Genomic DNA, 20,034 nt, shown 5'->3' with positions numbered 1-20,034 from the left:
TCCGACGTGACCGACGTGACCCTCATCGAGGCCGCCGCCGCCCCCCACCCCGTCAGCCCGGAGGCGGAGAGCTTCTATGCGGAGGCGCTCGCCGAGCTCACCCGTCTCGGCCACCCCTTCCTGCTCGCAGGCACCTACGCGGTCAGCGCCTACACGGGGATCAGCCGGCCGACCAAGGACCTCGACGTCTTCTGCAAGGCCGGCGACTATCCGCGCATCCTCAGCCACTTCCAGAGCCTCGGCTATCCCGTGGAGATCGAGGACGAGCGCTGGCTCGGCAAGGTCTACAAGGGCGAGCACTTCTTCGACGTGATCTTCGCCTCCTCCAACGGCACCATGCCGGTCAACGAGCAATGGTTCGAGGACGCCCGCCAGATCGAGCTGTTCGGCTCCGTCGTGCGCATCGTCGGCCCGACCGAGCTGATCTGGTCGAAGGCCTTCATCCAGCTCCGCCACCGCTACGACGGCGCAGACGTGGTTCACGTGATCCTGAAGCAGTCCGACGCGATCGACTGGCACCGGCTGCTCAACTACATGGAACTGCACTGGGAGGTGCTCCTGATCCACCTCCTCAACTTCCGCTGGATCTACCCCACGGAGCGCAACAAGGTCCCGGCCTGGCTGATGTCGGAGCTGATCGACCGGCTGAGCCACCAGCGCAACCTGCCCCCGCCGGAGATGAAGGTCTGCCGGGGCCGCATGCTGAGCCGCATCGACTATGCCGTCGCGGTCGAGGAATGGGGCTTTGCCGACGTCGGGGGCGAGGGAGAATGGCGCAATGGCTGAGGCGAACGGCAACGGCCTGGACGGCGCGCCCCTGAGGGTGGCCGCGCTCGGCGACATCCATGTCAGGGAGGGACAGGATCCCGGCCCCCTGCGGGCGCTGTTTGCCGAGATCGCCCAGTCGGCGGACGTGCTCGTCCTGGCCGGCGACCTCACCGACACCGGCTCCCCGAAGGAGGCCGAACTGCTGGCCGAGCAGCTCAGGGCCGCGTCCCTGCCGCTGATCGGGGTGCTGGGCAACCACGACTACGAGTGCGGCAAGGTCGATGAGGTGAAGCACATCCTGTGCAACGCCGGCCTGAAGCTCCTCGACGGGTCGAGCTGCGAGGTGAACGGCGTCGGCTTCGTCGGGGTGAAGGGGTTTCCGGGCGGCTTCGGCGCGCGCATGCTGGGCGCCTTCGGGGAGCCCGCCATCAAGACGTTCGTGTCGGAATCGATCGCCGAGGCGATGCAGCTCGAGAACGCTATGCGGACGGTGAAGACCGGGCGGTCCCTGGTCGTGCTCCACTATGCGCCCGTCCCCGAGACGGTCGAGGGCGAGCCGCGCGAGATCTACCCCTTCCTGGGCTCCTCCCGCCTCGCCGAGACGATCGACCGCTTCGAGGTCGACGCGATCGTGCACGGCCATGCCCACCGGGGCAGCTACGAGGGCCGCACGCCGCGAGGCTGCCCGGTCTACAACGTGGCCTGGGCGATCCCCAAGCCGACCGGCAGGCCTTATGCACTCCTGGAGATCTGAGCCGTTCAGCCGCTCGCCGCGCGACCGTTCAGACGATCGCCACGCGACCGGTCTCGAGAACCGCCCGCAGCTGCGGCGGGGTCCCCATGAGGCGCTGGTACTCCATCTCGGGCACGCCGTAGCTGTGGCCGGCCGAGTCCTCGAGCTTCGTGCGGTCCAGCACGATGATGTGGCTCCGCCGGGCGCGGACGATCTTCGACCCCTCGAGCAGGTGCAGGGCCGTGGTCACCCCCGGGCGCCGGACCCCGAGCATCACGGACAGGAACTCGTGGGTCAGCGGGATGTCGTCGTCCACCATCCGGTCGTGGCACATCAGCAGCCAGCGCGCGAGCCGTTCGTCCAGCGTGTGCCGCCCGTTGGCGAGCGCCGTATGGGCGACCTGGATCATGAAGGCCTGGGCGTAGCGCAGGAAGTGCGCCCGCATGGCCGGTCGCTCCTGAAGCATCCGGGACAGCACGTCGGCGCGGATCCGGTATCCGTGCCCGGCGATCTGCACGTAGGTGCGGTTCGGCGAGGAATTGACCCCGTGCAGGAGCGACACCCCGGTCATCCCTTCGGCACCGACCAGACCCGCCTCGATGACCTCCCCGGCGCTGTTGACCGCCACCACCGAGATGAGCCCGCTCTCCGGGAAGACGACGAAAGGGAACGGAACGCCCGAATCCTCGATAGGCTCTCGTAGCGAAAGCTCGAACGGCGTGAGCAGCTGCAAGAGAGCGGCACGATCTTCCGGTGGCAAGGTCGCCACGAGCCGGTTGCGCAAGGATGGACTGAGGACTTTGTCCATTCGTGGTTCTTTCGATTCCGGAGACCGCGGCGAACTCTGCCGATACCTGCTCGAACCAACACCCGGGCAGAGGTCCAAGAATTGGCTCACCCTTGAGCGAACGACCGTGACGTCCCACGCCGATGCGGTAGATGTATATTCAACATCCCAAAATAGATTGCAGCCGAATATGACATGCCGGTCCAGTATCTGTACCCTCTCGTACGAACCCTTCGAAAAAAATGCCCAGTCCGCTGGCATCGTCCGGATCTGCAACCGTCATGCGGGCGCGGCCCTGGGGGCATCGGGAACAAGGCTCGGGCGAAGCCGTTGGGAGGCGCCGGTGACCCGGTAACGCCTGATCCAGAGGACTAGCCATGCACAAGTTCAAGGCCGGAGAGCGCGTGCTCTACAGGCCGGCCTCGCCCTGGGAGCGCGGCAGCAGCGCCGAGATCATCCGCCCCTTGCCGGTCGACGGGACGGTCGCGTTCTATCGCGTCCGCTCGGAGGCCGAGCAGTTCGAGCGGGTCGTGCCGGAGGAGCGCCTGGCGCCCCTACCCCACTGACGGACCGGCCGCGCCGCCGAGCCCCGGCACGCCGCGCTCGTCGATCGACACCGACTTGATGAGCGCGAGCACCGCGTCGCCGACGTCGAGCCCCAGGCTGTCGACGGCGAGCCGCGTGGAGTAGCACTTGAGGCTGTCGCCGCCGGTCAGCGCGATCGTGGTGAGCGCCAGCGGCCCCGCGCCCCGCTCGACCGCCGAGACCCTGCCGGCGAGCGACGTCCGGATGCTGAGGTTGCCGGGTGTGCCGACCGCCAGGGTGACGTTCGTCGCCCTGACGGCGACGCGGACCTCCCCTTGGCTCACGCTGAGGATCCCGGGCACGACGATGTCGCCGGCCGGATGGGAGAGGACCGTCACCCCGTAGCCGGCCATCACGGCCCGCACGCGGGCCTTCAGCACCGACACGGCCTCGAATCGCTCCGTCGCGCTGGCGAGCCCGTTCGGCGCCAGCACCTCGGTGGGCGTCCCTGTCGCCGCCACGCGCCCGTGCTCGAGCCGCACGACCCGATCGGCGAGCCGCGCCACCTCCTCGACGGCGTGGCTGACATACACGATCGGGATCCGGAACTCGTCCCGAAGCCGCTCGATGAAGGGCATGATCTCCGTCTTGCGCGCCGCGTCCAGCGACGCCAGCGGCTCGTCCATGAGGAGGAGCCTCGGCGAGGCGACGAGCGCGCGCCCGATCGCCACCCTCTGCCTTTCGCCGCCCGACAGGGTCGCGGGCCGCCGGTCGAGCAGGTGGCCGATGCCGAGCACCTCCACCACCGGGTCCAGGCCGATCCGGCGCTCGGCGGCCGGCGTGAACCAGCGCCCGTAGGTCAGGTTCCGGCGCACCGACAGATGGGGGAAGAGCTGGGCGTCCTGGAAGACGAGCCCGATGCGCCGCCGGTGCGCCGGCACCTCGGTCCCGGCCTGCGTGTCGACGAGCACCCTGTCGTCGACGGCGATCCGCCCGCGGTCGGGTCTCTCCAGCCCCGCGATCAGCCGGATCGCGGTCGTCTTGCCGCAACCCGAGGGCCCGAACAGCGCCGTCACCCCCTCCCCGCCCTCGAAGGCGACGTCGAACAGGAAGTCGGGCCGGGCGAGCCGGCAGGCGAAGCCGATCATGTACCCCTCCCGGACCGGCCCGCCCGCCGGGCGATCGCCTCCGACGCGACCAGGGCGCCGAGCGAGATCACCACCGCGATGGCGGAGAGCCGCAGCGCCCCGAGTTCGCCGTCCGGGGCCTGCGTGTAGGTGTAGATGGCCGCCGGGATGGTCTGCGTCTCTCCGGGGATGTTGGAGACGAAGGTGATCGTCGCCCCGAACTCGCCGAGCGCCTTGGCGAAGGCCAGCACGGCGCCGGCCAGGATCCCCGGCAGGGCAAGCGGAACCGTCACGGTCGCAAAGACGAAGGCCGGCGAGGCGCCGAGCGTGCGCGCCGCCTCCTCCACCCGCCCGTCGATCGCCTCCAGCGCCAGCCGCATGCTGCGCACCATCAGCGGAAAGCCCATCACCGCGCAGGCGAGCGCCGCGCCGGTCCACCGAAACGACAGGACGATGCCGAACTGCTCCGCCAGGAAGGACCCGACCGGCCCGCGCCGGCCGAAGAGGAGCAGGAGCGCGTAGCCGGTCACTACCGGCGGCAGAACCAGCGGCAGGTGCACGAGCCCGTCGACGAGCGTCTTCCCGCGGAAGCGCCCGCGCGCCAGCAGGTGGGCGACCGCGAGGCCGAACGGCAGGCTCGCCAGGGTGGCGACGGTGGCGACGCGCAGCGACAGTCCGACAGCCACCCATTCCTGGGGAGAAAGCCGCAGCCAGTCCACTCCGTCACTCCGCCCTCGGTGTCCGCAACCGGCCCTTGCCGGCGGGCCGGGGCCACCATAGCCGAAGCCCGGCCCGGCTGTCGCTTCGGGAACACGCGAAGCCCCCGCGCCAACGGCGCGAGGGCTCCCCTGGGGCGGTCACGGGCCCCTCCCCCGCGCCGCCCCGTTCTCAGGCCCGCAGGCTCAGCCCTTGTGGTAGGAGGGCTGCAGCGCATAGACGGGCGTCGGGATGCCCTCCATGCGCGCCTTGAGCTGCAGGGACAGGAACTGCGAGTAGTGGCGCGACTGGTGCAGGTTGCCGCCGTGGAACCACAGCCCTTCCTGCTGGGTCGGCTTCCACATGTTGCGCTGCTCGCCTTCCCAGGGTCCCGGGTCCTTCGGCGTGTCGGACCCGAGCCCCCAGACCTTGCCGACCTTGTCGGCCATCTCCTGCCCGCACAGGTCGGCGACCCAGCCGTTCATGGACCCGTATCCGGTCGCGTAGACGATCACGTCGGCCGGGATCTCACTGCCGTTGTCGAGCTTCACCCCATTCTCGGTGATCTCCTCGACCTGGCCGCCGACCAGCTTGATCTTGCCGTCGATGATGAGCTGCGAGGCGCCGATGTCGATGTAGTAGCCGGAGCCGCGGCGGAGATACTTCATGAAGAGCCCGGACCCGTCCGCGCCCCAGTCGAGCTTGAATCCGGCCTTCTCCAGCGCCGCGTAGAAGTCCTTGTCCATCTCCTTGATCTTCTCGTAGACCGGGATCTGGAACGTATGCAGGATCCGGTAGGGCAGCGAGGCGAAGATCAGGTCCGCCTTCGCGGTCGTCATGCCGGACTGCACCGCCCGCTCCGAATAGAGGTCGCCGAGGCCGACCTCCATCAGCGGTTCCGACCGAACGATATGGGTCGACGACCGCTGCACCATGGTGACGTCCACGCCCGCCTCGTAGAGCGCCGCGCAGATGTCGTGCGCCGAGTTGTTCGACCCGATCACCACGACCTTCTTGCCCTTGTAGCCGTCCGGCCCGGGATGCTGCGAGGAATGGTGCTGCTCGCCCTTGAACCGCTCCATGCCTTTGAACTTGGGCATGTTGGCCTTGCCCGACATGCCGGTCGCGAAGACGAGCTGCTTCGGCTTCAGCACGATCTCCTGCCCGTCGCGGTCGACCACGACGGTCCATTCCTTCGCCTTGTCGTCCCACTTGGCGGATTTCGCCGTCGTCTTGGTCCAGTAGTTGAGTTCCATCACCTTCGTGTAGAACTCGAGCCAGTCGCCGATCTTGTCCTTCGGGGAGAAGACCGGCCAGTTCTTCGGGAAGTCGATATAGGGCAGGTGGTCGTACCAGACCGGGTCGTGCAGGCAGAGCGACTTGTAGCGCTTGCGCCAGCTGTCGCCCGGCCGCTCGTTCCTCTCCACGATGATGGTCGGCACGCCGAGCTGCCGGAGCCGCGCCCCGAGCGCGATGCCGCCCTGCCCGCCGCCGATGATGAGCACGTAGGGCTGCTTGGTGAAGCCGAGCGTCCGGGCCTCCTCCTCGCGCTCCTCCTTCCAGGTCTTGGCGCCGGGGTTCACCCCGTGCTTGGCCCCGAGCGGACGGGTGAATCCCGCCTTCTCCTCTTGGCCCTTGAGCTCCACCATGGTGGTGAGCAGGGTCCAGATCAGCCCGTCGCGGATGCGGATCAGGCCGTAGCCGCGCGCCACCTCGGTCTCGAACGAGATCCAGGCCTCCAGCACGCCTCCGTTCTCGGTCGCCTCGGTGCCCTCGGCCACGTGCCACTCGCGCGGCTTGGTCGACTTGAGGCAGTGCTCGAGCATGTCGCGCACCTGGTCGCGGCCCTCGACCGTCTTGATGTTCCAGGTGAAGGCGACGAGGTCGCGCCAGTAGCACTCGTCGGCGAACATCCCCACGGCGGCGTCGATGTCGCCGGCCTGCAGGGCGTCGTCGAAGCGGGCGAGAAAGGTCTCGGCGCGGCCCGTGGGTGTGGTGTCCAGCATGCGTTCCTCCTGGTTCCTTAGGATGCGGGTCGACCGCCCGCTCGGACCCGACGACCGCAAGCCGCGTGCCAGCGGGCAGACCGGGCGGGAAGCCTTGCCGCACAGGCACTTGGGTCTCAGAGGGCGCCGTCCGGCCGTGGCGGTCGCCGTGGCGCGCGCGACAGGTGTGGCGCCACAGGGGCGCGCCTGGCGATCCGGATCGCGGGCGCCGGGTCAGCGCGCCGAAAGGCGCCGCAGGCGGCGATGCACGGTCGTCCGGTCGACGCCGAGCTGCCGGGCCAGCGCCGACACGTTGCCCCCGCAGGCGGCGAGCCGGGCTCTGAGATCCTCGCCCGGGTCGGGGTGGCCGGACGGCCCCGTCGCGCCGGCATGGTCGGGCAGGTCCTCGCGCCGGATCTCCCCGCCCTCCGCCAGCGCGGCCGCCACCTTCAGCGCGTTGGCGAGTTCGCGCAGGTTGCCCGGCCAGTCGTGCCGCCGCAGCGCCAGCCGCGCCTCGGCGGAGAGACGGACCGAGACCCCGAGGTCCTCGGCGGCGCGCTTCAGCACATGGTCGGCGAGCGCGTCGAAGTCGCTCCGCTCGCGCAGCGGGGGAAGCTTCAGGGTCGCCGCGTTGAGCCGGAAGAAGAGGTCCTGCCGGAACGCACCCGTCGCCACCAGCCGGTCGAGCGCGTGGTGGGAGGCCGAGATCAGGCGGAAGCGCACGGGTTTCGGCCGGTGCGCGCCGACCGGCGTCACCTCCCCTTCGGCGAGCACCCTGAGGAGCCGCGCCTGCAGGCCGAGCGGCATGTCCCCGATCTCGTCGAGGAACAGCGTACCCCCGTCGGCCGCCTCGATCAGCCCCGTCTTGCCGCGCGGCGAGGCGCCCGTGAAGGCGCCCGGCGCATAGCCGAAGAGCTCGGACTCGATCAGGCTCTCCGGGATCGCCGCGCAATTGACGGCGACGAAGCGCCCCGGGTTGGGCTGGCTGTCGTGGATGGCCCGGGCCAGGAATTCCTTGCCGGTGCCGGTCTCGCCCTGGATCAGGATCGGGATGTCGCGCCCCGCGAGCCGGCTCGCCTTGACCTGTACGGCCTCGATCGCCGCATCCCCGAAACCGAGGTCCCGCAAGGCCCGCGGCACCCGGCTGCCGGTGGCCGGCCCGCCCCGGAAGCTCTGCACAGGCGCCACCGCGCTCGCGAAGAGCGCCGCCGCCCCGCGGGTGCGCACCACCCGCTCGCCGTTCGGCCGGCCGCGCATGAGGCGCGGCAGTTCGTCCACCTCGAGGTCCAGGAAGCGCGAGATCGGCTGGCCGATCAGCCCGCGCGTGCCCCCCGCCGCGCTGCCGAGGATGCGCGACAGGGCCCGGAAGCCGCCGTGAGTCATCCCCGAGATCCGGCCGGAGGCATCCACCGAGACCGCCGCCTCCGGATCCACGTCCAGGAAGTCCGGCGAGCGCGAGAGCCGCAGGATCCAGTCGTGGCGCGTGCGCGCCATGAGGTTGGCGAGTTCGATCCGCCGGGCCGTCTCGGAGACGAGGTGGAGCGCGAGATGCTGGCTGGCCTTGGCGGTGGGCGAGCGGAGCTGCGAGATGTCGAGCACCGCCGTCAGGTCGCCGAACGTGTCGAAGATCGGCGCCGCCGTGCAGGTGAGCCCGATGTGGCAGGTGTCGAAATGGTCGTCCTGATGGATGACCACCGGTTCGCCCGACACGATCGAGGCGCCGACCGCGCAGGTCCCGGCCCGGCTCTCCGACCATTCCGACCCAAGATAGAGGCCGGCCTTGCGCAACTGGTTGTCGAAGGTCGGGTCGCCCATGAAGTCGACCGTGACGCCCCGGGCATCCGAGAGCAGCAGGACGTAGTGCTGGTCCATCACGTGCCGGAACAGGCCCTCGATAGCCGACCGTCCGATCCGGATCAGTTCCTGCGCCTGTTCCCGATGTTCCTTGAGCTGCGTCTGCGGGACGATATAGGCCTCCTGGGCCTTGGCCGGATCGAGCCGGTAGTCGTTGAGGCAGCGGAGCCACGACTGCAGCACAGCCGCGTCGCGGGTACTGCTGTCTCCGCGCGCGACGCGCTCGATCTCCTGGACATGGGCCTTGGCGGACACCATCGGCGAACTCCCGGGCTGCCGACCCCCCATGCCCGGAGCCGGATGCGAACCGATTGAAGGTCGCACGCCCCTTCCGCTGGATCAACCCGGCGCCCGGCGAGGGGCGGCTGCCCTAGCCGGCTCGCTGCCCCCCGTACTCCGCGTCGCCGACATGCTCCAGCCAGTCGACGGTCTTGCCGTCGAGCGCCTCCTGGACGGCGATGTGGCTCATGGCGGTCTCCGGACTGGCCCCATGCCAATGCTTCTCGCCGGGCGGAAACCAGACAACGTCGCCGGGACGGATCTCCTCGACCGGTCCGCCCTCCCGCTGCGCAAGCCCGCGTCCGCTGACGACGATCAGGGTCTGGCCCAGGGGATGGGTATGCCAGGCCGTCCGCGCGCCCGGCTCGAAGGTCACCAGGGCGCCCGCAACGCGCGCCGGCGCGGGCGCCGAGAACAGCGGGTCGATGCGGACCGTACCGGTGAACCAGTCGGACGGCCCCCGTCCCGAGGGTTTGCTGCCTGCGCGCTGGATGTCCATGGGAAGAGCCCTTTCGCTTGCCAGGGCCCTAACGAAACACCAGTCTGGATGTTCGCGCCAAGGGGGACCGCCGCCCGCCAGCGCGTCGGGGCCGGACGATTGACCCCGGGCAGCGCGGCCCGTATGCCCAACGGAAGGACGGACATCCGGGCATGCTCACCAACAAAGGCAAATACGGCCTCAAGGCCCTCGCCCATCTCGCCGGCCTGGAGCCGGGCCAGACGGCGTCCATCGCCGGCATCGCCGCCGCCGAGAACATCCCGAAGAAGTTCCTCGACGCCATCCTGCTCGATCTGCGCAACGCCGGCTTCGTGCGCTCCAAGAAGGGCCCCGGCGGCGGCGTGGCGCTCGCCCGGGCCCCGGACGAGATCCGGCTCGGCGACGTCGTCCGTTCGCTGGACGGCCCGCTCGCCCCGATCGGCTGCGCCAGCCGCACCGCCTTCCGGCCCTGCGACGACTGTTCAGACCTGGAGACCTGCCCGGTCCGACTGACCATGGTCGACGTGCGCGATGCGATCTCCCGCGTGCTCGACACCACCACGCTCGCCCAGATGGCCCGCCGCTCGGCCAACGCGCGCGCCTGGTCGGCCGGCCAAGGCGGGACCGGCCCGTAGGACCGGCCCGGAACGCCCTCGCCCGGCGACGGCCCGGGCGCGCCGGCCCCTTCAGTAGACCACGTCCGCGACGCCGAAGATCGCATCGAGGAGCCGACCCTCCAGGGCGGCGAGTTCCGGCGAGCCGCGCTCGCGCGGCCGCGGCAGGTCGACCGCGAGGTCCAGCGCGATGCGCCCCTCGTCGACCACCACGACCCGGTCCCCGAGGGCGACCGCCTCCGACACGTCGTGGGTGACCAGCACGGCCGTGAAGCCCTGGGCGTGCCAGACCCGCTCCACGAACTGCTGCATGGTGATCCGGGTCAGCGCGTCGAGGGCGCCGAGCGGCTCGTCGAGGACCAGCAGATCCGGATGGCTGACGAGCGCCCGGGCGAGCGCGACCCGCTGGCGCTGGCCGCCGGAGAGCACTGACGGCCACTCGTCGGCGCGGCTCTCGAGATGCACGTCCGCGAGCACGTCGAGCGCGGCGGCCCGCGCCGAGGCCCGGTCCCGGGCGGCCGGCAGGCCGACCGCCACGTTGTCGGCGACCGTCGCCCACGGCAGCAGGCGCGGCTCCTGAAAGACGATGCGCGCATTGGCGCGGCCCTCCCGCCCGTGGCCGAGCGCGATCGTGCCGCCGGTCGGCTGGTCGAGCCCGACCAGGAGCCGCAGGAGCGTGCTCTTCCCGCAGCCGCTCTTGCCGACCACCACCAGGAACTGTCCCGCCGGCACGTCGAGGTCGATGCCCTCGAGCACCACCTTGTCGCCGAAGGCCTTGCCGACGCCGGCGAGCGACAGCGAGACGCCGGCGCGGCGAGGCTCGGGCGGAGGGGCCGGCGGGGCCGCCGCCGCTTCGCCCCACCCCGCTCCGAGCGGGACGGGAGAGACGGAAGGGCCGGTCGGATCGATCCGGGCGAGGCTGGTCATGGGCTTGTCCTCAGTGATTGTGGAAGGCCGGATGCCAGGCGAGGCTGCGGCGTTCGAGGCTGCGGGCGAGCACGTCGGCGAGCTTTCCGAGCAGCGCGTAGATCAGGATCGAGAGCACGACCACGTCGACGAGCATGAACTCGCGCGCCTGCATGGCCATGTAGCCGAGCCCCGAGGAGGCCGAGATGGTCTCGGCGACGATGAGCGTCAGCCACATGATGCCGAGCGCGTAGCGCAGGCCGACGAAGATGGACGGCAGCGCCCCGGGCAGGATCACCTTCCGGAACAGGGTCCAGCGGCTCATGCCGTAGATCCGTCCCATCTCGATGAGCTGCCCGTCGACCCCGCGCACGCCGTGCACCGTGTTGACGTAGACCGGGAAAAACACCCCGAGCGCGACCAGGAACAGCTTCGCCTCCTCGCCGATGCCGAACCACAGGATGACCAGCGGGATCAGCGCCAGGTGCGGGATGTTTCGGATCATCTGCACGGTGGTGTCGGTCAGCCGGTCGGAGGCACGGGACAGGCCGTTGGCGAGCCCGAGGCCGAAGCCGATCGTCCCCCCGATCAGAAGCCCGGACACGGCGCGCGCCGCGCTCGACCGGGCATTGGCCAGGAGTTCGCCCGACAGGGCGAGGCGCCAGCCCGCCGCGACCACGTCGGTCGGCGCCGGCAGCACGCGGTCGGAGATCAGGCCGAGGCTGGATCCGACCTGCCACAGCGCGATCACGGCGGCCGGCAGGGCATAGGGCACGAAGGCGGAAAGCGGCGACTTGGCCATGGCATCCTCTCGGGAAAGACGGGGAGAGATCCGGGCGGGCCGGCGTGCGGCGGTGCCGGCCCGCCCACGGCGTCAGACCGCGGCGGCGAGGCCTGTGATGCGCCGGCGCGGCGCGCCGGTCCCGAAATCGCCCTCGAGCACCTGGCCGCCGCGCGTCTGCGAGAGCCCCAGGGCGGGGAACAGCAGCTCGGCCACCCGGTAGGCCTCCTCGAGATGCGGGTAGCCGGACCCGATCACCGTGTCGATGCCGAGCGCCTGGTACTCGCGCAGGCGCGCCGCCACCGTGGCGGGGCTCCCGACCAGCGCCGTCCCGGCCCCGCCGCGCACGAGCCCGACTCCCGCCCAGAGGTTCGGGGCCACGTAGAGGGCGTCGCGGCGGCCGCCGTGCAGCGCCGTCATGCGCCGCTGGCCGACCGAGTCCGACTCGGTCGCGAATTTCGCCTGCTGGGCCGCGATCGTCGCGTCGTCGAGCCGGGAGATCAGCCGGTCGGCCGCCGCGAAGGCCTCCTCGTCGGTTTCTCGCACGATGAAGTGCAGCCGGATCCCGAAGGTTACCGTCCGGCCCTTCGCCGCCGCGGCCTGGCGCACGCGGCCGATCTTCTCCGCCACGTCGGCCGGCGGCTCGCCCCAGGTGAGATACTTGTCGACCCGGCCCGCCGAGAAGGCGATCGCCGCGTCCGACGACCCGCCGAAGAACAGCGGCGGGCGGGGCTTCTGCACGAAGGGGAACTGCAATTTGGCGCCCTGCGCCTTGATGTGCCTGCCCTCGAGGGTCGCCGCCCCGCCCCGCGCCAGGGTCTCGAACACCTCGAAGAACTCCTCGGCGTGGTCGTAGCGCTCGTCGTGCGGCAGGAAGATGCCGTCCCCGGCCAGTTCCCTGGGCGAGCCTCCGACCACGATGTTGAGCAGAAGCCGTCCGTTCGAGACCCGATCGAGGGCCGCGGCGAGCCGGGCGTAGAAGGCCGGACTGGCCGTTCCGGGCCGGATCGCGACCAGGAAGCGCAGCTTCTCGGTGGCGGTGGCGAGCGCCGTGGCGGTGATCCAGCTGTCCTCGCAGTTGGCCCCGGTCGGGAGCAGCACGCCGCCGTAGCCCAGCCGGTCGACCGCCGTGGCGATCTCGCGCAGGTACCGGTGGTCGGGGGCGCGGTGCCCCTCGTCGGTGCCGAGGTAGGGTCCGTCGCCGCTGGTGGGGATGAACCAGAAGAAGTCGATCGGTTTGTCGGGGTGGGCCATGGTCGGGTCCTTGGGATTGAGGGGTCGGGCAGGTCGCGGGCGGCGACCGGGTCAGGTCACCGGCGGCGTCCAGACCGCCTCGCGCACGTTGATGGTCCGGGGGATCAGGCCGAGGCGGGCGAACTCGTCGGCGATGGCCTGCTGGCTGCGGACGACGTCTTCCGTCACCGGGGTGACCGCGTAGCGGGTCCGGGCGGCGGCCCGCTGCTGGTGCTCAAGGGCGACGCCGGTCACCTCGGCGAGCGCGCGGGCGACCTCGTCGGGATGCTCCGTGGCCCAGGCGGCGACCCGGGTCAGTTCGTCGAGGACGTCGCGGACCAGGCCGGGGTTCGCTTTGGCGTAGGTGCCGTTGGCAAGGTAGAAGGAGTTCGTCTCGACGATGCCCTCGGCCGTCGTCAGCACCCGCGCGTCCTGGGTCTTCTCCGCGATCGCGTAGAAGGGATCCCAGATCGTCCAGGCGTCGATCGAGCCGTTGGCGAAGGCCGCGCCGGCATCGGCCGGCGAGAGATAGGCGGGCTTGATGTCGCTCCAGGCGAGCCCGGCCTTCTTGACCGCGTTGACCGTGAAGTTGTGGGCGCTCGAGCCCTTGGTGAACCCGATCGTCCGCCCCTTCAGGTCCGCCAGCGAGCGGATGGGCCCGTCCCGCTTGACCAGGATGGCGGAGCCCGCCCCCGGGGCCGGGATGGTGGCCACGTAGACCAGGTTGGCCCGGGCCGCCTGGGCGAAGATCGGCGGCGTGTCGCCGGTCGTGCCGAAGTCGATGGCGCCGAGGTTCAGCGCCTCGAGGAGCGGAGGCCCGGCCTGGAACTCGATGTAGCTCACCTTGATGCCGCGCGCCGCGAGACGCTTCTCGAGCGCCTCCTGGCGCCGGGCGATCACCAGCCCGCCGGACTTCTGGTAGCCGATGCGGAATTCCCGCGCGGGCTCCCCGCCCTGCGCATGGCCGGCGCCTGGTCGGCCGAGCCATCCGGCTCCTGCGGTCGCGCCCAGCAGGGCGAGCGTGCTTCGTCTCGTCAGCATCAGGATCTCCATTGGTGTGGAAGGAGGGATCAGGCCCTGCGCGCCAGCGCGGCGGGCCCGGCATGGACGCGCAGCAGCCTGGCCGTCTCGTCGGCCGCCTGCCCGATGCGCGCCACCAGGGCCGAATGGCTCGGCCGGTAGTCCAGGAATTCTTTCTCGGTGCCGTAGACCCCGGTCGGCACGATCGCGGCGCCGAAGAAGCCGAAGAGCGGCCTGAGCGCGTGGTCGACGACCAGCGAATGCCGCTCGCTGCCGCCGGTGGCGGCGATGACCACCGGCTTGCCGGCGAGGCCCTTGGGATCGATCAGGTCGAACAGGTGCTTGAACAGGCCCGTATAGGCCCCCTTGTAGACCGGCGAGGCCACGACGAGCGCGTCCGCGGTCTCGATCGCGTCCAGGATGCCGGCGAGCCGCGGCGGCGCGAACCGCGGATCGAGCGTGGCTCCGAGGTCGGCGCCGAGATCGACGAGGTCGTGGACCTCGCTGTCGACCGGATGCCGAAGGCCGATCTCGGCGACGAGCGCCTCGACGAGCCCCAGGGTACGCGATGGGCGCTGGGTGTTGCCGGCAAGGCCGACCAGGTAGGACCGGGACATCGTGCTTCCTCGTGAGCCGGGGCCGCGGGCGGGCCGTTGGATGAGCCACGAGGATGCTTTAGTAGATCGATTTTGTCGACTAATTCAGCACTCACAAACGCGCGTCTCGCGAAACCGATGACCAGAATTGCGGATTAACGGAGAATGCCGTGCCACCGGTCCACGAGTCTGGACAGGAATCATAAAATCCCGATAGGATAAGTCGGCATTGGAGGCCGAACATGCGGATGACGTTGGGACAGCGTGTGATCGTGATCGGGGGCGGGGCGAGCGGGGTCCTGGCCGCCGTGAACCTGTCGCGGACCCTCGGCCGGGACGCCGAGGTGGTGCTCGTCGAGCCGGCCGAGGCGCCAGGCCGGGGCCTCGCCTACTCGACCCGGGACCCGCAGCATCTCCTCAACGTGCGCGTCTCCAACATGAGCGCCTTCCCCAACGACCCGGACCACTTCTTCCGCTGGCTGCAGCGGCGGGGCGCCGCCGAGGGGATCGGCTGCGCGACGCACTTCTGCTTCGTCCCGCGGCGCGTCTACGGCGCCTACCTGGCCCAGCTCTTCGAGGACGCCCTTATGGAGAACGTCCGCCACCTCCGGGGCTCGGCGGTCGGCATCCGCCTCCTGCCGGACGGCGTCGATGTCTCCCTCTCCGACGGGGCGTCGATCCGGGGCGGGGCCGTGATCCTCGCCACCGGACACGATCCGAGGCCCCCCAGGGGCGACGCGGTCAGGGACGCCTGGGACCCCGAGGCGACCGCAGGACTGGACCCGGACGCCGAGGTCGGCATCCTCGGGACCGGCCTGACCATGGTGGACGTGGTGCTGACCTTGCGCCGGCAGGGTCATCGCGGCCGGATCCAGGCGATCTCCCGACGCGGCCTCATGCCCGCCGTGCACGCCGTCGCCGCCCCGCGCCCGATCCCGCGCGAGGCGGTGCCGATCGGCGCGCCCCTCAGCCGGATCCTGGCCTGGCTGCGCGGGCTGGTCCGGGCGGCGGCCCGGGACGGCACGGATTGGCGCAGCGTCGTGGACGGCCTGCGGCCGCACACCCGCGCCTTGTGGCAAGGCATGGACCGGGACCAGCGCGCCCGCTTCCTGAGGCACGCCAGGCCCTGGTGGGACGTCCACCGCCACAGGATGGCCCCGGCGGTGGCCGAGACGATCGGCAACCTATCGCGCGATCGCCGGCTCGACGTGACCGCCGCCAAGGTGGTCGCGGTCGGCGGCGGAGCCGGGCTCGAGGTGACCTTCCGGCGGCGCGGGACTGAGGCGTTGGAAGTGCTGCGCGTGGCGCGCCTGATCGATGCGACCGGCCTTCCCTCGGACGTCCGCACCTCGCCGAACCCCGTCATCCGGTCGCTCATCGACCAGGGCCTCGCCAGTGTCGACGACCTCGCGCTCGGCCTCGCCGTCTCCGACGACTACGCGATCGTCGACACGGGCGGCCGCCCCTCCGACCGCCTCTACGCCGTCGGCCCCCTGTGTCGCGGGGCGATGTGGGAGATGATCGCGATCCCCGACATCCGCCAGCAATGCGCCGAGCTGGCCGACCACCTCGCCGCCCTCCTCCAGCGCCCCCCGCTCCGCTCCGCCGGCTGAACTGGTTCGATCCGGCGATCGAAGCGAGACCGTCGGTCACGGTGAAGCTCAGAACCACTTGCCCGCTGAAGTTCGCCGCTGGCGTGATCGTCCAGGTGCCGTTCTGGTTGTCGACCACCGTGCCGGCCGAGGCAATGAGGCTCGAGATCGACAGCGTGTCGCCGTCGATATCGGTGAAGCCGGCGAGTAGCGCCGCAGCCGAAATCGTGTAGGGGGTGCCCGCGGCGCCATTCGCCAGCACGGCCGTCGAGTTGCCGACCGGCGCGTCGTTGACCGGCGCAACCGCATAGCCGGTCGAGCCGGCGACCGAGCCGCCGTTGCCGTCCACGACCGTGAAGTCGACGGTCACCGGGCCGTTGAAGTTGGCCGCCTGGGTGATGGTCCAGGTGCCGTCACCGTTGTCGACGACCGTGCCCAAGGACGTGGTCAGGCTGCCGATCGACAGCGTGTCCCCGTCCGAATCCGAGTAGCCGGCCAGCAGGTCGGCGGCCGAGACCACATAGGCGACGTCCTCGACGCCATCGGCGAGCGAGGCCGGCGCGGTGCCGACCGGGGCGTCGTTGACCGGGTTCAAGACGTAGCTGTTGCTTGCCGAAATCGAGGCCAGCCCATCGGTCACGTCGTAGGTGAGCGTGACCTGGCCGTTGAAGTTGGCGCTCGGTGTGATAGTCCACGTGCCATTGCCATTGTTGACGATCGTGCCGTTCGAGGCAGTCAGATTAACGATCGACAACGTATCTCCGTCGACATCTGTGAATCCTGCAAGCAAAGCAGAGCTCGACACCGTGTACGGCGTAACCGCTGTGCTACTTGGCTGTGTACCTGGAGCGCGTCCGTCCGTGCTTCAACCCGGCGCCGGAGTGCACTGCGCTATGGCAGACATTCGAAGGAAAGCCTCTGGTCCAGCACACCATTCACCTCCGTATTAAGGGGGCGACCGAGCGCCTGTTCGGCGAAGCGATCAACCCGCGCCGGTTCCGGGCCGCGGCTGCGACCACCTTTGTGGAGGAAGCTCCGGAAGCCGCGCGCCTCGCTGCACCCCTTCTCGGGTATCGGTACTTCCGGACGACCGAACGCTATTACGTCCGCGCCAGCCAGACTGTCGCCAGTCGCGCGGTAAACGGCGTCATCTTGAGCAGCAGGATGTCCGGAAGGAGCCGCAGGTGACCTAGCCTCGCAAGGAATGGCGCTTCGATACCAATAGGCATACCAACAAAACCCAGGCGTTCAGAATCTGCTTTTGGCCGTGACCAGATCGACCCTACGCCTCCAGGCCGCTGGACGGGCGCCGGCCTGATCCTCTTCACCGATCACGACGACACACGCCGCTGGCTCCGGCATCGTCTACTCGAGGCGGTCGACGACCTGGGCGCGGACAACCGCATCGCCTGCTTCAAAGCCGCGCCAGTGAAGGAGCTGCATGGCATACCCTCCGAGGCCGCAGCGCGCCCCGCCCTCCGACGCTACATTTCTCACGACGGCATATCGACCGCCCCTCGACAAAGTTGCCGGCAGGCAGCTGGCCCATACGCCGGTCAGGCTCTGCGGCATCGAGTAGGAGCCCAACTCAGTCCGGGGCTTTGCGCGCCGGAGTGGCACCCGCTGATCGAAGGGAATGGCTTCCTCTGGACTACCGTTATAGGGTCCGGCTTCGCCTCGGCTCTGGGACCGGGAGCGCAACAAAAAAGTACTATGGGAGGGTGGGATGGAGTTGCGCCATCTTCGCTACTTTGTGGCTGTTGCGGAGGAGCGCAGCTTCACTCGGGCAGCGGAGCGGCTCAGGGTGGCGCAGCCTCCGTTGAGCAGGCAGATCCAGCAGCTCGAGGCAGAACTTGGCGTCGGGCTGATTAAGCGCGGCAGCCGGCCCTGGACTCTGACCGATGCGGGACAGCTCGTTTATGAGCAGGCGGTCCAGACGATTGAGAAGTTCGAGTCGATCCCCCACGTCGTCAGGCGCTTTCAGGAGGCGAAGCGTGCCCGTATTGGCATCGGCTTCGTCGCGTCCACGCTCTACGGCTACCTCCCCGAGGTGATCCGCTCCTATCGCGCCGCGCGCCCGGAGGTGGAGCTCAATCTTCTTGAACTCACGACGTTCGAACAGGCGGCAGCGCTCAAGGAAGGTCGCATCGACGTCGGCTTCGGCAGGATCCCGATGGAAGACAGCGCCTTGCGCCATCAGCTCCTGCGAAACGAGCCGCTGGTCGTCGCCGTCCCGTCGGGCCACGCCTTGGCCACGCGGGAACTGCCCGTGCGCCTCGGCGACCTGACCGACGAAACGGTGATCGTTTATCCCAAGCATCCCCGGCCCAGCTACGCGGACCGGGTTCTGAGCCTGTTTCACGCAGCAGGCGTCAAACCGACGGCGGTGATGGAGATCAAGGAACTGCAGGCTGCGCTGGGGCTGGTGGCCGCGGGCATCGGGTGCTGCCCCGTCCCGGCATCGGTGCAGACGCTCCGCCGCGACAAGGTCGTCTATCGGCCGCTGGACGAGCCGGACGCCACGGCGCCCATCATCATGTCCTCCCGGTGGGACGACAAGTCGCCGGAGATCAAGCTCATCCTGCGGCTCATAAAGGACATTTACGCGCGCGAGGGCATCACCTTCGGCAAATAGCGTAGGCCTCCGACAAGGCGGGCCGGCATGGTCCCGAACCTGTCCGAGACGACCCGCATACGGCGAGGTGATCCGGCCCCGTCATAGCAGCGTCGCCTCCGTGGCCGCACGCAGCTCCCCTTCGGTGACGCCGTCGGCGAGTTCGACGATCGCCAGACCGCCAGGAACCACATCCAGAACGCCTAGATTGGTGATGATGCGGTTCACCACGCCTCTGCCGGTGAGCGGCAGGGTGCACTTGCGCAGCACCTTGCTCTCACCCGTCTTGCTCGTGTGGTCCATGACGACCACCACCCTGCCGACGCCGGCGACGAGATCCATGGCGCCGCCCATGCCCTTGACGAGCTTGCCCGGCACCATCCAGTTGGCGAGATCGCCTTCCTCCGACACTTCCATGCCGCCGAGGATCGCCATCGCGATCTTGCCGCCCCGGATCATCCCGAAGCTCTGGGCACTGTCGAAATAGGCCGTCTGGGGCAGCTCGGTGATCGTCTGCTTGCCGGCGTTGATCAGGTCGGGGTCCTCCTCGCCCTCATACGGGAAGGGTCCCATGCCGAGCATCCCGTTCTCGGACTGAAGGGTGACGTGCACGCCCTCGGGGATGTGGTTCGACACCAGCGTGGGGATGCCGATGCCGAGGTTGACGTACCAGCCGTCCTGCAGCTCCTTCGCGGCGCGGGCGGCCATCTGATCGCGGTTCCATGCCATGTTCGTCTCCCCTTAGGCTCGCCTGCGGACGGTGCGCTGCTCGATGCGCTTCTCGTGCTCGCCCTGGATCAGACGGTGCACGTAGATGCCGGGCAGGTGGATATGGTCAGGATCGAGCGAGCCCAGCGGCACGATCTCCTCGACTTCCGCCACGCAGATCTTTCCGCAGGTCGCTGCAGGCACGTTGAAGTTGCGGGCCGTCTTGCGGAACACGAGGTTGCCCGACGGGTCGGCCTTCCAGGCCTTCACGATCGACAGGTCCGCCACGATGCCGTGCTCCAAGATGTAGGTCGCGCCGTCGAAGACCTTGTGCTCCTTGCCCTCGGCGACGATCGTGCCCACGCCCGTCTTGGTGTAGAAGCCGGGGATGCCGGCGCCCCCCGCGCGCATGCGCTCGGCCAGCGTGCCCTGCGGGTTGAACTCGAGCTCGAGCTCGCCGGAGAGGTACTGGCGCATGAACTCGGCGTTCTCGCCCACATAGGACGAGATCATCTTCTTGACCTGCCGGGTCGCGAGCAGGACACCCAGGCCAAAGCCATCCACGCCGGCGTTGTTCGACGCCACCGTGAGGTTCTTGGTGCCGGCGTCCCTGATCGCCGCGATCAGCAACTCCGGGATGCCGCAAAGGCCGAAGCCGCCGGCGGCGACCGTCATGCCGTCGGTCAGCACGCCGTCGAGCGCCTCCTCGGCTCTACGATATGTCTTGTTCGTCATGGC

General features: G+C 69.7%; 19 protein-coding genes and 1 pseudogene. 6 read left to right on the top strand and 14 right to left on the bottom strand.

The features are described from left to right. Positions 1-6: 6 nt before the first annotated feature. Both WBG79_RS24695 and WBG79_RS24690 read left to right on the top strand, forming a co-directional pair. Entirely contained in the window at positions 7-786 is a 780-nt protein-coding gene (locus tag WBG79_RS24695; protein ID WP_337359904.1) for a hypothetical protein, read from the top strand. Continuing rightward, a complete protein-coding gene (locus WBG79_RS24690; protein WP_337359903.1) occupies positions 779-1,522 on the top strand; it encodes a metallophosphoesterase family protein in 744 nt (247 codons plus the stop codon). Before WBG79_RS24695 ends, WBG79_RS24690 begins: the two co-directional genes overlap by 8 nt. A gap of 28 nt (positions 1,523-1,550) precedes the next feature. Here WBG79_RS24690 and WBG79_RS24685 read toward each other — a convergent pair whose 3' ends face one another. Next, positions 1,551-2,234, bottom strand: a complete 684-nt coding sequence (locus tag WBG79_RS24685; RefSeq protein ID WP_337359902.1) for a Crp/Fnr family transcriptional regulator — start codon at positions 2,232-2,234, stop codon at positions 1,551-1,553. A 431-nt stretch (positions 2,235-2,665) separates the two neighbouring features. Here WBG79_RS24685 and WBG79_RS24680 point away from each other — a divergent pair, with 431 nt between their 5' ends. Next, a complete protein-coding gene (locus tag WBG79_RS24680; RefSeq protein ID WP_337359901.1) occupies positions 2,666-2,854 on the top strand; it encodes a hypothetical protein in 189 nt (62 codons plus the stop codon). Here WBG79_RS24680 and modC read toward each other — a convergent pair. The 5 genes from modC to WBG79_RS24655 all read right to left on the bottom strand — a co-directional run bounded on the left by modC (position 2,843) and on the right by WBG79_RS24655 (position 9,253). Next, a complete protein-coding gene (modC, locus tag WBG79_RS24675) occupies positions 2,843-3,961 on the bottom strand; it encodes a molybdenum ABC transporter ATP-binding protein (RefSeq protein ID WP_337359900.1) in 1,119 nt (372 codons plus the stop codon). The genes WBG79_RS24680 and modC overlap by 12 nt on opposite strands. After that, positions 3,958-4,659: a molybdate ABC transporter permease subunit gene (gene modB, locus WBG79_RS24670; protein WP_337359899.1), complete on the bottom strand. Its 702-nt coding sequence runs from the start codon at positions 4,657-4,659 to the stop codon at positions 3,958-3,960. Before modB ends, modC begins: the two co-directional genes overlap by 4 nt. Before the next feature lie 183 nt (positions 4,660-4,842). Continuing rightward, the gene (locus tag WBG79_RS24665; RefSeq protein WP_337359898.1) at positions 4,843-6,642 is read right to left on the bottom strand and encodes an NAD(P)/FAD-dependent oxidoreductase; all 1,800 of its coding nucleotides are present in this window, start codon (positions 6,640-6,642) and stop codon (positions 4,843-4,845) included. A 213-nt stretch (positions 6,643-6,855) separates the two neighbouring features. After that, positions 6,856-8,733 (bottom strand): sigma-54-dependent Fis family transcriptional regulator, encoded by a 1,878-nt coding sequence (locus tag WBG79_RS24660; protein ID WP_337359897.1) that lies wholly within the window; start codon positions 8,731-8,733, stop codon positions 6,856-6,858. 112 nt (positions 8,734-8,845) lie between these two features. Continuing rightward, entirely contained in the window at positions 8,846-9,253 is a 408-nt protein-coding gene (locus WBG79_RS24655; protein ID WP_337359896.1) for a (R)-mandelonitrile lyase, read from the bottom strand. Positions 9,254-9,405: 152 nt separating this feature from the next. On the opposite strand from WBG79_RS24655, the gene WBG79_RS24650 reads away from it, so the two are divergent. After that, a complete protein-coding gene (locus WBG79_RS24650; RefSeq protein ID WP_337359895.1) occupies positions 9,406-9,867 on the top strand; it encodes an RrF2 family transcriptional regulator in 462 nt (153 codons plus the stop codon). Positions 9,868-9,918: 51 nt separating this feature from the next. Here the strand turns inward: WBG79_RS24650 and WBG79_RS24645 are convergent, their stop codons facing one another. The 5 genes from WBG79_RS24645 to msuE all read right to left on the bottom strand — a co-directional run bounded on the left by WBG79_RS24645 (position 9,919) and on the right by msuE (position 14,403). Then, the gene (locus tag WBG79_RS24645; protein ID WP_337359894.1) at positions 9,919-10,773 is read right to left on the bottom strand and encodes an ATP-binding cassette domain-containing protein; all 855 of its coding nucleotides are present in this window, start codon (positions 10,771-10,773) and stop codon (positions 9,919-9,921) included. 10 nt (positions 10,774-10,783) lie between these two features. Beyond that, positions 10,784-11,554 (bottom strand): ABC transporter permease subunit, encoded by a 771-nt coding sequence (locus WBG79_RS24640; protein WP_337359893.1) that lies wholly within the window; start codon positions 11,552-11,554, stop codon positions 10,784-10,786. Between the two features lie 72 nt (positions 11,555-11,626). Further along, complete coding sequence (ssuD, locus tag WBG79_RS24635) at positions 11,627-12,787, bottom strand: FMNH2-dependent alkanesulfonate monooxygenase (RefSeq protein WP_337359892.1); 1,161 nt, start codon at positions 12,785-12,787, stop codon at positions 11,627-11,629. A 51-nt stretch (positions 12,788-12,838) separates the two neighbouring features. Next, positions 12,839-13,807 carry a sulfonate ABC transporter substrate-binding protein gene (locus WBG79_RS24630; protein ID WP_337359891.1) on the bottom strand — a complete coding sequence of 323 codons (969 nt, stop codon included), beginning with the start codon at positions 13,805-13,807 and terminating at the stop codon, positions 12,839-12,841. Between the two features lie 29 nt (positions 13,808-13,836). After that, entirely contained in the window at positions 13,837-14,403 is a 567-nt protein-coding gene (msuE, locus tag WBG79_RS24625; protein WP_337359890.1) for an FMN reductase, read from the bottom strand. A 221-nt stretch (positions 14,404-14,624) separates the two neighbouring features. Between msuE and WBG79_RS24620 the strand changes: the two genes are divergently transcribed. Next, entirely contained in the window at positions 14,625-15,995 is a 1,371-nt protein-coding gene (locus tag WBG79_RS24620; protein WP_337359889.1) for an FAD/NAD(P)-binding protein, read from the top strand. 76 nt (positions 15,996-16,071) lie between these two features. Here the strand turns inward: WBG79_RS24620 and WBG79_RS27675 are convergent. Beyond that, a pseudogene (locus WBG79_RS27675) lies at positions 16,072-16,791 on the bottom strand (cadherin-like domain-containing protein); the annotation flags it as partial. A 909-nt stretch (positions 16,792-17,700) separates the two neighbouring features. On the opposite strand from WBG79_RS27675, the gene WBG79_RS24605 reads away from it, so the two are divergent. Next, positions 17,701-18,609 carry a LysR family transcriptional regulator gene (locus WBG79_RS24605; protein WP_337359886.1) on the top strand — a complete coding sequence of 303 codons (909 nt, stop codon included), beginning with the start codon at positions 17,701-17,703 and terminating at the stop codon, positions 18,607-18,609. Positions 18,610-18,690: 81 nt separating this feature from the next. Here WBG79_RS24605 and WBG79_RS24600 read toward each other — a convergent pair whose 3' ends face one another. Both WBG79_RS24600 and WBG79_RS24595 read right to left on the bottom strand, forming a co-directional pair. After that, positions 18,691-19,317 (bottom strand): CoA transferase subunit B, encoded by a 627-nt coding sequence (locus WBG79_RS24600; RefSeq protein WP_337359885.1) that lies wholly within the window; start codon positions 19,315-19,317, stop codon positions 18,691-18,693. A gap of 12 nt (positions 19,318-19,329) precedes the next feature. After that, the gene (locus WBG79_RS24595; RefSeq protein ID WP_337359884.1) at positions 19,330-20,031 is read right to left on the bottom strand and encodes a CoA transferase subunit A; all 702 of its coding nucleotides are present in this window, start codon (positions 20,029-20,031) and stop codon (positions 19,330-19,332) included. Between the last annotated feature and the right edge of the window lie 3 nt (positions 20,032-20,034).

Origin of the sequence: Prosthecomicrobium sp. N25 (genome assembly GCF_037203705.1) — a bacterium.
Taxonomy (GTDB): Bacteria; Pseudomonadota; Alphaproteobacteria; order Rhizobiales; family Ancalomicrobiaceae; genus Prosthecodimorpha.
This window is presented reverse-complemented; position numbering and strand designations above follow the sequence as displayed.

Excerpts from the sequence above, each read along its gene's own strand:
- WBG79_RS24690 (WP_337359903.1), top strand. The coding sequence starts at position 779 with ATGGCTGAGGCGAACGGCAACGGCCTGGACGGCGCGCCCCTGAGGGTG.
- WBG79_RS24680 (WP_337359901.1), top strand. The coding sequence starts at position 2,666 with ATGCACAAGTTCAAGGCCGGAGAGCGCGTGCTCTACAGGCCGGCCTCG.
- modC (WP_337359900.1), bottom strand. The coding sequence starts at position 3,961 with ATGATCGGCTTCGCCTGCCGGCTCGCCCGGCCCGACTTCCTGTTCGAC.
- WBG79_RS24665 (WP_337359898.1), bottom strand. The coding sequence starts at position 6,642 with ATGCTGGACACCACACCCACGGGCCGCGCCGAGACCTTTCTCGCCCGC.
- WBG79_RS24660 (WP_337359897.1), bottom strand. The coding sequence starts at position 8,733 with ATGGTGTCCGCCAAGGCCCATGTCCAGGAGATCGAGCGCGTCGCGCGC.
- WBG79_RS24655 (WP_337359896.1), bottom strand. The coding sequence starts at position 9,253 with ATGGACATCCAGCGCGCAGGCAGCAAACCCTCGGGACGGGGGCCGTCC.
- WBG79_RS24650 (WP_337359895.1), top strand. The coding sequence starts at position 9,406 with ATGCTCACCAACAAAGGCAAATACGGCCTCAAGGCCCTCGCCCATCTC.
- WBG79_RS24645 (WP_337359894.1), bottom strand. The coding sequence starts at position 10,773 with ATGACCAGCCTCGCCCGGATCGATCCGACCGGCCCTTCCGTCTCTCCC.
- WBG79_RS24640 (WP_337359893.1), bottom strand. The coding sequence starts at position 11,554 with ATGGCCAAGTCGCCGCTTTCCGCCTTCGTGCCCTATGCCCTGCCGGCC.
- ssuD (WP_337359892.1), bottom strand. The coding sequence starts at position 12,787 with ATGGCCCACCCCGACAAACCGATCGACTTCTTCTGGTTCATCCCCACC.
- WBG79_RS24630 (WP_337359891.1), bottom strand. The coding sequence starts at position 13,807 with ATGCTGACGAGACGAAGCACGCTCGCCCTGCTGGGCGCGACCGCAGGA.
- msuE (WP_337359890.1), bottom strand. The coding sequence starts at position 14,403 with ATGTCCCGGTCCTACCTGGTCGGCCTTGCCGGCAACACCCAGCGCCCA.
- WBG79_RS24620 (WP_337359889.1), top strand. The coding sequence starts at position 14,625 with ATGCGGATGACGTTGGGACAGCGTGTGATCGTGATCGGGGGCGGGGCG.
- WBG79_RS24605 (WP_337359886.1), top strand. The coding sequence starts at position 17,701 with ATGGAGTTGCGCCATCTTCGCTACTTTGTGGCTGTTGCGGAGGAGCGC.
- WBG79_RS24600 (WP_337359885.1), bottom strand. The coding sequence starts at position 19,317 with ATGGCATGGAACCGCGATCAGATGGCCGCCCGCGCCGCGAAGGAGCTG.
- WBG79_RS24595 (WP_337359884.1), bottom strand. The coding sequence starts at position 20,031 with ATGACGAACAAGACATATCGTAGAGCCGAGGAGGCGCTCGACGGCGTG.